Here is a 12,158-nt window from a genome sequence, read left to right on the forward strand (position 1 = left end):
CAGCTCAATGGCGGTGAAGCCATTAGGGCCCGTAAGGGGTGGAGTCGCCGCCAACTTATTGTTCGCGTGGCAGGAGATCGATGCATACATAACGAGATCCTATAAAAGGCGACATTGTCTTGCCAAGAGGCTAGGGACAGATGGTCTAAGGGTCGCGACAAGCGGTGTCAACTTGTGGGCAACTTCCACAATGAGGCCAGCTTTCGCTTGTATTTCTGCTTGTCTCCACGGCGCGGCGGCGCTTGGCCGATGCCGTTCTTTCTGTGAGGCTTGTTCCAAGAAGACGTGCGGCGGTATTTTGGTTGAGAGATGCCGATTTTCAGCGAATGCCTATTTTCGGATGGCGGCCTATGTAGTTATTTCGGTGATGGTATGCAGTCAAACGATACAACGCAATTTCTCTTCGTTGACTCGTGGGTTGTTCGGAAATGGACATGTGGAATCTCAGTGCAGAGGAGGCTCTTGGTTGGGGTATGTCAATTTATCTGCTTGGCATTGCCTTGAAATCAGGCACCCGTTACCTCAAGTTCAGTGCAATTCGGAGGACTTAGACAATGCGTCTCGACAAATTCACCACCAAGTTTCAGGAAGCCCTCAGCGATGCCCAGAGCATTGCGCTGGGCAATGACCACGCCTATATCGAGCCCGTGCATGTGCTGCAGGCCATGCTGCAACAGGATGATGGCCCCAAGGCTTTGCTCCAACGTGCAGGCGCCAATGTGCCTGGGCTGCTGGCAGCGGCTGAGGCCGCCGTCAAGCGGCTGCCGCAGGTGCAAGGCAACGACCAAGTACAGGGCGGCCCCGAGTTGGGCCGTGTGCTGCAAGCCACAGAGAAAGAAGCCATCAAGCGCGGTGACCAGTTCATTGCCAGTGAGCTGTTCCTGCTGGCGGTGATCGACAGCAAGGGAGATGCCGCCAAGATTGCCAAGGACAACGGCCTCACGCGCAAGAGTCTGGAGGCTGCGATCGAAGCCGTGCGCGGCGGACAGAAGATGGACAGCGCCGAGGCGGAGGGGCAGCGCGGCGCATTGGCCAAGTACTGTCTGGACCTGACCGAGCGCGCTCGCCTGGGCAAACTCGACCCGGTGATTGGCCGCGACGATGAGATCCGTCGCGCCATTCAGGTGCTGCAGCGGCGTACCAAGAACAACCCCGTGCTGATCGGTGAGCCCGGTGTGGGCAAGACCGCCATTGTTGAGGGCTTGGCCCAGCGCATCGTGGCGGGCGAAGTGCCCGAGAGCCTGAAGAACAAGCGCGTGCTCAGCCTCGACATGGCTGCACTCCTCGCCGGTGCCAAGTACCGCGGCGAGTTTGAGGAGCGCCTGAAAAGTGTCCTCAACGAGCTGGCCAAAGATGAAGGCCAGACCATCGTCTTTATTGACGAGTTGCACACCATGGTGGGGGCCGGCAAGGGCGAGGGCGCGATGGATGCGGGCAACATGCTCAAGCCCGCGCTGGCGCGTGGCGAGCTGCACTGCGTGGGTGCTACCACCCTCGACGAATACCGCAAGTACATCGAAAAGGATGCGGCGCTGGAGCGTCGCTTCCAGAAAATCCTCGTGGGCGAGCCTACCGTCGAGGCGACCATTGCCATCCTGCGCGGCCTGCAGGAGAAGTACGAGGTTCACCATGGCGTGGACATCACCGACCCGGCAATCGTCGCAGCGGCCGAGCTGAGCAATCGCTACATCACGGATCGCTTCTTGCCGGACAAGGCGATCGATCTGATCGACGAGGCTGCGTCCAAGATCAAGATCGAGATGGATTCCAAGCCTGAGGTGATGGACAAGCTCGACCGCCGCCTGATCCAGTTGCAGATCGAGCGCGAAGCCGTTCGCAAGGAAAAAGACGAGTCCTCTCAAAAGCGCTTTGCGCTGATCGAGGAAGAGATCACCCGGCTGCAAAAGGAAATCGCCGACTACGACGAAATCTGGCAGTCCGAAAAGGCCCAGGCGCAGGGCAGCGCCCATGTGCGCGAGGCCATCGACAAGCTCAAGTTCCAGATCGAAGAATTCACTCGCAAGGGCGACTTCAACAAGGTGGCAGAGCTGCAATACGGCAAGCTGCCCGAGCTGGAAAAGCAGCTCAAGGAAGCCCAGGCGCAAGAAGCAGGCAAGGACGGTGCGCCCGCCGCGCGCCGCCTGTTGCGTACACAGGTGGGCGCCGAAGAAATCGCTGAGGTGGTGAGCCGTGCCACGGGCATCCCGGTCGCCAAGATGATGCAGGGCGAGAAAGACAAGCTCTTGCAGATGGAAGCCAAGCTGCACGAACGTGTGGTGGGGCAAAACGAGGCGATTGCCGCGGTAGCCAATGCCATCCGTCGCTCGCGCTCGGGCCTGAGCGATCCCAACCGTCCCACGGGCTCCTTCCTGTTCCTGGGCCCCACGGGCGTGGGCAAGACCGAGCTGTGCAAGGCACTGGCCGGCTTCTTGTTCGACAGCGAAGACCACCTGATCCGCATCGACATGAGCGAGTTCATGGAGAAGCATTCGGTGGCCCGCCTGATTGGCGCGCCCCCCGGCTACGTGGGTTACGAGGAGGGCGGCTACCTGACCGAAGCCGTGCGCCGCAAGCCCTACAGCGTGCTGCTGCTCGACGAGGTGGAGAAGGCCCATCCCGATGTCTTCAACGTGCTGCTGCAGGTGCTGGACGATGGTCGCCTGACCGATGGCCAGGGCCGAACCGTGGACTTCAAGAACACGGTGATCGTGATGACCAGCAACATCGGCTCGCACCTGATCCAGGCGATGGTGGGACAGGACTCGGACGACATCAAGGAAGCGGTGTGGGGGGAACTCAAAAACCACTTCCGGCCGGAGTTCCTGAACCGCATTGATGAGACGGTGGTGTTCCACGCGCTGGATGCACAGCACATTGCCTCGATCGCCAAGATCCAGCTGCAGCTGCTGCAATCCCGGTTGGCCAAGATGGATTTGGAGTTGCAAGTGTCCGACGCTGCCTTGGCAGAATTGGCCAAGGTGGGGTTTGACCCGGTGTTCGGTGCGCGGCCGCTCAAGCGGGCAATTCAGCAGCGCATCGAGAACCCGCTGTCCAAGCTGCTGCTGGAAGGGCGATTCGCGCCCAAGAGTGTGATTCCGGTCACCGTGAACCCTGTGCTGGAGCCTGGTGTATTCCAGTTCGGAGTGGCTCCGCAGGAGTGATGCGGGCCCGGGATGCGATGGCGGTGTGATGCGCCACCGCAATCGCATCCCAAGTTGTGAAGGAGAGGTGTCGTTTGAATGATTTTGTTGCGGGTGTCTTCAGCCTGCTGCTGCGTGTGATCGTGATTGCCATGGGGCTGGTCTTGTTTGCCAGCCTTCTGGTCGCGGCCATGTTGCTGGCGCTGGTGTGGGTGCTGCGTGCAGGTTGGGCCCGCCTGACCGGTCGGTCAGTGACGCCGTGGGTGATGGGTGTGGACCCGCGCACAGGCTTCAGCAAAGTCTTTCGGTCCACGGAGCGATGGTCTGCGGGCCGCCGTGGCAGCAGGGCGCCGGAAGCTACCGGTGAGGACGCTGCAGCGTCGCGCCGCGGTGGCATCCTGCCGGGGGCGGCGCAGGTTACGGACGTGGAAGCGCGCGAAGTGCGTTGATAGGGCGGTGGCGGCTGCTGCACTATGGCGGCAACCAGCGCCCTCTCATGAAAGTCCTGCGGCATGGGCGCAAGCCAACGGGCATCAACCTTAACGCGCATGCCTTTTTGTGACGCGCCCACCGGGGTGTCTCCTATCATCTGACCATGACACCCACCGATATCCGCGCCCATTTCGATCTTCAGTTTCAGGCCAGTCGCGCGCATGTGGATGTGCCGTTGCTCGTGCGCCGGGAGCGATTGCTGCGCCTTCGCAAACTGCTCGATGAGAATGGGCCTGTGCTGGCGGCGGCCGTGCAGGCCGACTTTGGCATGCGGTCCCCCCGCCTCACGGAGGTGGCCGACTTCTTTGTGTTGCGTACCCTGCTGTCGCACACGCTGCGCCACTTGGCCAAGTGGGTCAAGCCTCGCAAGGTACACACGCCGATATACCTGCAGCCGGCCCACGCCTTCATCCAGCGCCAGCCCATGGGGGTGGTGGGCGTGATTGCGCCGTGGAACTACCCGGTGCAACTGGCCTTGGCGCCCGCCATCACGGCACTGGCGGCAGGCAACCGCGTGATGCTCAAACCCAGTGAGCTGACGCCCCACACCTCGGCCCAACTGGCATTGCTAGTGGCGCAGTTCTTCACTCCCGACGAATTCTGTGTGGTGCAGGGCGATGCCAACCTGTCCGCATTGTTCGCCTCGTTGCCTTTCGATCACTTGGTGTTCACGGGTTCCACCGCGGTGGGTAGAAAGGTGGCGCAGGCGGCAGCGCAAAATCTGACGCCCACTACGCTGGAACTGGGGGGCAAGTCGCCTTGCATCATCGACGGCCATTGCGACATGCAGGACGCAGCACTCAAGATTGCGCACGGCAAGCTGCTCAACGCAGGGCAGACCTGCGTTGCCCCTGACTACGTGCTGTTGCCGCGGGGCCGTGAGGGCGAATTTGCACAGGCTTACCGGGCTGCGGTGGTGCGCCTGTTTCCCACCATCGAGGGCAACGCCGACTACGCCTCCATCATCACGCCACGCCACCATGCCCGCCTGCGCACGATGCTGCAGCAGGCGCAAACACAAGGGGCAGAGGTGCACACCATTGACCCTACCGATGGCAAGCAGGTGGCTCCCACGGTAGGTACGCTGGGTGACGGTGCCAGCCGCCAGATGCTGCCCACACTGGTGTTTGGCGCCACGTCGCAGATGCAGCTCATGCAGGAAGAGATATTCGGCCCCATCCTGCCGGTGATCTCGTACGAGCGGCTGGACGACGCCATCGCCCACATCAACGTCGGGCCCCGCCCGCTGGCGCTGTACTGGTTTGGCCAGAGCGAGGCCGTGCGCGACGATGTGCTGCGCCGTACCGTCAGCGGCGGTGTGACGGTGAACGACACGCTGATGCACATTGCGCACGACAACCTGCCGTTTGGCGGCGTGGGCGACAGTGGCTGGGGCGCCTACCACGGCGAGCAGGGATTCCTGCGCTTCTGTCACCAGAAGTCGGTGCTGGTGCAGTCGCGCTGGGCCATGGGCTCGCTGTTCTATCCGCCTTATGGGGCCAAGTTCGACCAGGTCATGGGGCTGCTGCGCCGCTGGTTGTAGCGCTTTGTGTGAGTTGCCCGGGTGTTGTCTGACTGTCTTCCGGTTCGTCGTCCACCATGGCCGCAGGGAGCGGCGGCTGGGTGATGAGCTGCACCATCGCATCGCGCAGCTGGCCGGTGGACACTGGTTTGTGTAGCAGCAACGCGGAGGTGGACTGCGCGTCGCGCAGGCGCTGGGGCGAGGTGTCACCCGTCATGATGATCGCAGGCACATTGGTTCCCAGGTAGGCACGCAGCGCCTGCAGCACCTGTTTGCCGGTTTCTTCATGGCGCAGGCGGAAGTCGGTGATGATGATGTCGGGCGTCACATCCTCCAGGACTTCGAGGGCATCCGCGCTGGATTCTGCGGTCATGCACTGACAGCCCCAGCTTTGCAGCAATGACTGCATGCCCAGGCGCACGGCCTCGTCATCGTCGATGGCCAGCACCTTCAGGCCCATCAAACTGCGGCCGTCCTGGGGTGTGGTGGCATCGTCTTCCAGCGCACCCTGCCAGCGGTCCAGCCACAGCCGGAAGACCGATCCTTTGCCAGGCTGCGAGCGCAACTCCACAGACGTGCGCATTTCACGCGCCAGGCGCTGCACGATGGCCAGGCCCAGGCCCAGCCCCTTGCGGCGGTCGCGCTCTGGGTTGCCGAGCTGGTGGAACTCCTTGAAGATGTTTTCCCACTGGTGCTCGGGGATGCCGGCTCCGGTGTCCCACACCTCCAGCGCCAGCCGTTTGCCGCGCGTGCGGCAGGCGATCAGCACACCGCCGTGGGCGGTATAGCGCAGGGCGTTGGAGATGAAGTTGTGCATCACCAGGCCGACCAGAGAGCGGTCGGCAAACGCAGCGGCTGAGGTCTCCCGGGTGCGATACACCAGCCCGGCCGTGTCGGCCTGCACGCCAAACTCCTGCTCCAGCGCGGTGAGCAGGGGCTGCACCGCAAAAGCGGCCGGCCGTACCTTGACCACGCCCGCTTCCAGCCGGGAGTAGTCGAGCAAGGTGGTGAGCATCTCGGCCGCAGCGCCTGATGCCGCATGGGCGTGCTTGAGCACGGTGCGCTGGTGGTCGTTGAGCGGGCTGCGGTGCAGTGATTCCAGAAACAGGCCCATGGCATGCAACGGCTGGCGCAGGTCATGGCTGGCCGCTGCCAGAAAACGGGATTTGTCGCGGTCGGCCTGCTCGGCGGCCTCTTGCGCCGCCAGGGCCCGCTGCGACTCGGCCCGCAGCTGGCTGACCAGGCGCTCGTTTTCCAGCTTGAGTGCAATACTGCGCCGCGTGGCTCGGTCGGCCGTGCGTGCCTGCAGGCAGGTCAGTGCATAGTACACGCCGGTCAAGAACAGCGCCGGCCACATCACGGGCCCCCCGGCCAGTGCCACCGACATCATCACACCGCCGATGGCGCTGGTGAGGTAGGTTACGTAGGCGCGGTACAGCGGTGCGCCCAGCCCGAGCGCCCCTGAAGAGACCGTGCTGATGATGCCGATGGCGTAAATGACGCTGTCGGAGTTGCCCCAGTACAGCACCACGTAGCCCAGGCTGCCCCAGCTCAGGCCCATGGCCGCCATGCAGGCGATGAGCTTGCGCGCAGCCTGCGGCGCCGGGTCTACAAACGGTGCAATGCTGCGCAGCGTGAGGTACACCCCAGCCACCACCAGCGTGTGCGAGACCAGCCACACCGTGATGGCCTGCGTGTCTGCCACCCGGGCCATGACCCAGAGCGTGCCCAGGGCCGTGGCCAGCGACGCCAGAAGCGTCATCGGAAAGTTCTGCCGCAGCAGGGCCACCTGTTCGCGCAGCACCTCGTCGCGCTCCCACACCGGCCAGCCCCAGCGTGTGGGCGGAATCACCGGTTCGAGGGGGATCGGACTGGTCTCAGAGGGGGTCATGGAGCTGCGGGGTGGACAGGCCCAGGCGCTGGGCTGCCAGCAGCGCAGCGCTGCGGCTGTTGACGCCCAGCTGCGCAAAGATGGCCGCCACATGCACACGCACCGTGTTCTCGCTCAGCCCCAGGTCGCGGGCGATCACTTTGTTGGGCCGGCCGGTGCACAGCAGCGACAGCACATCCAGCTGCCGCGCCGTGAGCGACGGCGTGTCGGGTCCGCGCACCGTGGCGCTGTTGCCGCTGTTGATCGGAAAACACGGCTGGCCAGACAGCGCACAGCTGATGGCCTCCAGGATGTCCTCGGCGCTTGCAGACTTGGGCAGAAAGCCATCTGCACCACGCGCACGCGCTTCGTGAATCGCATCGGGCGCCACGCTGGCGGACACCAGCACGATGCGCGCCTTGGGGCAGGCCTGCCGCAGCAGCCGCAGCCCGTCCAGTCCGCTCATGCCTGGCAACTGGATGTCCAGCAGCACCAGATCCGTGTCGGCCTGCTGCAGTGCGCAGGCATCGGCGATCGAGCCGGCCTCGGCAATGCTGCCCACGCTGGGATGGTCTTGCACGATCAGGCGCAGCCCCGTGCGGAACAAGGTGTGGTCATCCACGAGCAAAAGACGGGCAGTCATACAGGCAAGTATTGCGCACAACCGGGTGTTGCGGGCTAGTCCATTTGTGCGATGGACGCCTCTATGTGCACTTTCTAGACTTTCCGTCAAGCATTGAAAAGCACTTTGGGTGCGCACCAATGCGCAAACCTTCGTAACCACATTCCGTTTTCAAAGGGTTCCCATGACGATCAATGCACACACCCATGGCGCCGGCACCTCCGAAGCAGGCCTGCACCGCAGCGAACGACGACCGGCCGCCGACGCTGGCACAGGCCTGGGGGGCAACAGCGTGGCCCACATCGTGCAGGAGCATTGCCCCGACATGCTGGCCGCCGCAGGCGTGGTGATCGAGCACCTTGACGCCCAGGCGGGCACGTGGCAATTCTCGGCCGATGCGGGGCAGACCTGGCGCGCCATCCGCACCGACCTCATCAATCGCCCCGGCAATCTGGGCCTGGCGCTGGACCGCGATGCCCGCCTGCGGGTGCTGCCCTTCGGCGGGCACCGTGTGACGGGCGCTCGGGTGGCATTCCACACGGTGCAGCGCAGCCACGGCCAGGGCAACGGCAGCTACCGTGCCTATGCCAGCGAGGACCGCGACGGTGGCTCGCGCACTGTCACCCTGGTGCTCAGCCTGGCGGCCATCAATGGGGCCCCGCCCGCCGTGCATGTGCCGCGCCCACGCAACAAGCGCGCGATGGTGCAACGCGCGGCTGCGGCCACTGCAGCCGCAGGCAGCGCCCTGTCGGGCGCCATGGCCATGGCCTGATGGCGTTGCCAGCGCCCTCGTTGGGAGGGGCTGAAGGGGGCGAAAAGCGGGGTGGGAAAGCATGGCCTTCAGGGCCGTACTAACCGCCTGTCAGGGTGGAAAAACCGTTTGCGGCGACAATGCCGGTCCTTTTGTTTTTTCATTCCCCGTTTTCGTTCGGTTTTTTCATGTCAAGTATCCAGGTTCGTCCCGCTACGCTTCGCGATGCCAAAGCCATTGCCCAGATCCACACTGTCTCTGCCCAAGAGGCTTACAAAGGACTGGTGCCAGACGAGCAGTTGAAATCCATGTCTTCGGTCGAAAAGCGCCAGGCCTACTGGCGCGAGGCCATTGAATATTGCGAGCCCCAGGTCCAGGTGGCGGTCGATGGCGAGAAGATCGTCGGCTTTGTCGGCTACGACCGCTCGCGCGATGAAAAGTCCCGCCCCACCACCGGTGAGATCTGGGCCATCTACGCCGCCCCCACCCATTGGAACCAGGGCGTAGGCCTGGCCCTGTGGGACGCCGCCCGCGACGGCCTGCAAGAAGAGGGCTGCACCAACGTTACCGCCTGGGTGCCGTTGCGCAACGAGCGCGCCCTGCGCTTTCACGAGCTGGCTGGCTTCAAGCGCGAGCTGTCCACTGCCAAGACGGCCGTGATCGGTGGCGTAAAGATTGAAGAAGTCCGCCTGAAGCGCCCCATCAACGCATAAGGTGCGACGACACCCCGCCGCGTCGCCGCGCCCCTTTCCAACCCTTCGGACTGTGCGCGGCACTGTCAGACGCTGATGCCCTCAACTCCTTCCACCATCCACTGGACCCACCAGGGCCAGCCCCAGCAAGCCCTGTGGCGCTCCGAGAGTGGCGCTGCGGCGCCGCGCAGGGTGGAGACGGCCGACGACACGTTGGCCGCCGATACCGCTTACCGCATGGCGTGCGAGGGCACGGGGTTGTTGTGGCAGGGCGATTTTCAGAATGCGCGGCACCTGCTGCAGGCGCTGATGCGCCGGGCTGACAAGAAGCCGCGCAAGGCGGCGGCAAAAGCGTCCCAGAAGCTCGCGGCGGCGACCCCGGCCGAGGCGTTTCACCTGCACCGCCAGGCGCAGGCGCAGCGCGCGCGGGTGCTGGCGTCGGTGCTGATCCCGCTCGAAGGCGACTACAGTATTGCGCTGCGCCGCGCCCCGGACTGGCGCCAGGCCTGTACCGAGGCCTGGGGGCCAGCGACCGGCGAGCGCTCGGTGGCCACGCTGCGTGAGCTGCTGGGGCTGGTGGGCGCGCACGAGTGGCGCAAGAAAGGGGTCGAAATCCCTGCGCTGGGTGCCCCGCCGCTCAACCGCATTCACCCGCACTATGGGGTGTTCTCTCCGGTGCGGGGCGAATACGTGGGCTTGGTGGCCGCAGCCCCGCTGCCCAGCAAGGCGCTGGCGTTCGACATTGGCGTGGGCACGGGGGTGTTGTCTGCCGTGCTGGCGCGCCGGGGGGTGCAAAGGGTGGTCGCGACTGACCAGGACCCGCGCGCGCTGGCCTGTGCGCGCGAAAATCTGCAACGGCTGCAGCTGTTGGACCGTGTGGAGCTGCAGCAAGTAGACCTGTTTCCACCGGGCCGTGCGCCGCTCGTGGTGTGTAACCCTCCCTGGGTGCCAGCGCGCGCCAACTCCCCCATCGAACACGCCGTGTACGACGAAGGCAGCCGCATGCTCAAGGGCTTTCTGGCGGGTTTGTCGTCCCACCTGGAGCCGGGTGGCGAGGGCTGGCTGATCCTGTCGGACCTGGCAGAACACCTGGGCCTGCGCCCGCGCGAGCAACTGCTGGCGTGGATTGCCGAGGCGGGCCTGGTGGTGCGTGGCCGCCACGATGTCAAGCCGGTGCACGCCAAGGCCGCCGACGCGCAGGTTGCGCTGCACGCTGCGCGCGCGGCCGAGGTCACGTCCCTGTGGCGGTTGGCTGCGGCCTGAATCCGCACTGAACGGCTCAATCCAGCAGCGCAGGCTGCGTAGCGGCAAAGTTTTCAGCCACCGGGCTGGTGGGCAGCAACTGGTCCAGCCGCTCGCGCAGGCTGGCGGCACGCTCGGCACCCGCTGCGAGAGCGACTTCCTCGAACATGGCTTCGCCCACATCCAGCATGCTGGTGCGGTCCTTGGCAGCGCGCAGTGCCTCGCGAAAGTGCTGCGCCAGCACCGGGTCGCGGCGCGCAAACAGGCGCTCGCAGGTGTCAAACAGGTACATGCGGGCCCCGGCCAGCGACCGCAGGGATTCGCCAGGCGCGGGGCGCTCGATGGACGGTGTGGGCGTGGGTGTGGTGGGCTCTGGTGTGGGCGGCAGGTCTGCCGGCCCGGTCAGGTAGCCCTGGCGCATCAGGTTCTCGACGATCTGCGCGCCGATGCCGTTGTACATGGCTTGCAGGTCTGACAGCGGCTTGCCGTCGGCCAGCAACAGCAGAGAGCGTTCGCGCAGGCTGAGGGTGCGCACACCGGGCGAGAGTTCCAGGCGGGCTTTCTCGGTTTTTTGCAGCAGCATGGGTGGCTCCGTGGCAGTCTGAGGCGGGCATTGCACCAGCCGGGCGTGACGCCGTGATGACCCCTTGGGTGTCCTGCATCACAATCACGGGCTGACCGGCGCTGCGTTGGGCGCCACGTGTCCATACATTTGCTCCTTATTTAATAGCTGCCAGCGCATATTGCACTAGCGCTTGAAGCTGTTTTTGTTTGATTTTTGCTGCTGAGTGCCTGTGGAGGCCCTCTTTCCGAGAGGGCCCATCGAGCCAGCAGCCCCCTGAGATGACCTTGCTGCTCGCCCCGATGGAGGGGCTTCTGGACTTTGTGCTGCGTGATGTGCTGACCCGTGTGGGGGGCGTGGACCGCTGCGTGTCCGAGTTCATCCGCATCACCGGCACCCTGCTGCCCGACAAGGTGTTCCTGCGCTATGTGCCTGAGCTGCGCAATGGCAGCCGCACCCTGGCCGGTGTGCCCGTGCGGGCGCAGTTGCTGGGCTCTGACCCGGTCAGCATGGCCGAGAATGCTGCGCGCCTGGCAGCACTGGGCCCTGAGGGTATCGACCTAAACTTTGGCTGCCCGGCCAAGGTGGTCAACCGCCATGGTGGTGGCGCTGCGCTTTTGCAGGAACCCGAGCGCATCGCGGCCGTAGTGGGTGCCGTGCGCCGCGCTGTGCCCGCGCACCTGCCGGTGTCGGCCAAGATGCGCCTGGGCTTCAACGATACGGGGTTGATGCGCGAATGTGCCCAGGCCATGCAGGCGGGCGGCGCGGCTGAGTTGGTGGTGCACGCGCGCACCAAGGCCGACGGCTACCGCCCACCGGCGTACTGGGAGCACATTCCCACCATCCGCGCGGCGGTCTCCATTCCGGTGGTGGCCAATGGCGAGATCTGGACGGTGGCCGACGCGCAGCGCTGCCGCGCGGTGTCGGGCTGCGACGCGCTGATGCTGGGGCGCGGCATTGTGGCGGACCCCGGCCTGGCACGCGCCATTCGCGCTGCTGATGCCGGGCGTCCGGACTCGGACACCGTGGCGTGGGCCGATCTGGTGCCACACCTGGCCGCCTTTTGGCAGCTGGTGTGTGACGACCTGGAGCCGCGCCAGCGTGCGGGGCGGCTCAAGCAATGGCTCAACCTGCTGCGCCGCCGGTTTGCCGAGGCAGAGGTGGCCTACCAGCATGTGCGCACCATGACGGACCAGCGGGCCATCACCGTGTGGGTGGCAGAGCTGCAGGCCCGAGCGGGCTGCGCCCAAGGGGCTGGGGCTTAA

General features: G+C 64.9%; 10 protein-coding genes. 7 read left to right on the top strand and 3 right to left on the bottom strand.

All coding sequences use genetic code 11. The annotated features are described in order from the left end of the window. Positions 1–554 precede the first annotated feature (554 nt). From clpB to ACODSU_RS17390, 3 genes are all read left to right on the top strand, one after another. Complete coding sequence (clpB, locus tag ACODSU_RS17380) at positions 555–3,161, top strand: ATP-dependent chaperone ClpB (protein ID WP_295941064.1); 2,607 nt, start codon at positions 555–557, stop codon at positions 3,159–3,161. A gap of 74 nt (positions 3,162–3,235) precedes the next feature. After that, on the top strand, positions 3,236–3,589 hold the full coding sequence (locus ACODSU_RS17385) for a hypothetical protein (protein WP_488843543.1): 354 nt from the start codon (positions 3,236–3,238) through the stop codon (positions 3,587–3,589). 146 nt (positions 3,590–3,735) lie between these two features. Then, positions 3,736–5,175 carry a coniferyl aldehyde dehydrogenase gene (locus ACODSU_RS17390; protein WP_488843545.1) on the top strand — a complete coding sequence of 480 codons (1,440 nt, stop codon included), beginning with the start codon at positions 3,736–3,738 and terminating at the stop codon, positions 5,173–5,175. Here the strand turns inward: ACODSU_RS17390 and ACODSU_RS17395 are convergent. After that, a complete protein-coding gene (locus ACODSU_RS17395) occupies positions 5,147–7,045 on the bottom strand; it encodes an ATP-binding response regulator (RefSeq protein ID WP_488843547.1) in 1,899 nt (632 codons plus the stop codon). The two genes, ACODSU_RS17390 and ACODSU_RS17395, sit on opposite strands and share 29 nt — an antisense overlap. Next, on the bottom strand, positions 7,032–7,667 hold the full coding sequence (locus ACODSU_RS17400; protein ID WP_060986041.1) for a response regulator: 636 nt from the start codon (positions 7,665–7,667) through the stop codon (positions 7,032–7,034). The genes ACODSU_RS17395 and ACODSU_RS17400 overlap by 14 nt, the downstream gene beginning before the upstream one ends. 163 nt (positions 7,668–7,830) lie before the next feature. On the opposite strand from ACODSU_RS17400, the gene ACODSU_RS17405 reads away from it, so the two are divergent. The 3 genes from ACODSU_RS17405 (at position 7,831) to ACODSU_RS17415 (ending at position 10,352) form a co-directional block, all read left to right on the top strand. Next, positions 7,831–8,418 (top strand): hypothetical protein, encoded by a 588-nt coding sequence (locus ACODSU_RS17405; protein WP_110960971.1) that lies wholly within the window; start codon positions 7,831–7,833, stop codon positions 8,416–8,418. Between the two features lie 167 nt (positions 8,419–8,585). Beyond that, a complete protein-coding gene (locus tag ACODSU_RS17410) occupies positions 8,586–9,110 on the top strand; it encodes a GNAT family N-acetyltransferase (protein ID WP_015015097.1) in 525 nt (174 codons plus the stop codon). A 75-nt stretch (positions 9,111–9,185) separates the two neighbouring features. Continuing rightward, on the top strand, positions 9,186–10,352 hold the full coding sequence (locus ACODSU_RS17415; protein WP_488843549.1) for a methyltransferase: 1,167 nt from the start codon (positions 9,186–9,188) through the stop codon (positions 10,350–10,352). A gap of 16 nt (positions 10,353–10,368) precedes the next feature. Here the strand turns inward: ACODSU_RS17415 and ACODSU_RS17420 are convergent, their stop codons facing one another. Further along, on the bottom strand, positions 10,369–10,914 hold the full coding sequence (locus ACODSU_RS17420; protein WP_015015095.1) for a hypothetical protein: 546 nt from the start codon (positions 10,912–10,914) through the stop codon (positions 10,369–10,371). Between the two features lie 260 nt (positions 10,915–11,174). Between ACODSU_RS17420 and ACODSU_RS17425 the strand changes: the two genes are divergently transcribed. Further along, positions 11,175–12,158 (top strand): tRNA dihydrouridine synthase, encoded by a 984-nt coding sequence (locus ACODSU_RS17425; RefSeq protein ID WP_488843552.1) that lies wholly within the window; start codon positions 11,175–11,177, stop codon positions 12,156–12,158.

This window comes from Acidovorax sp. FG48, assembly GCF_057809085.1.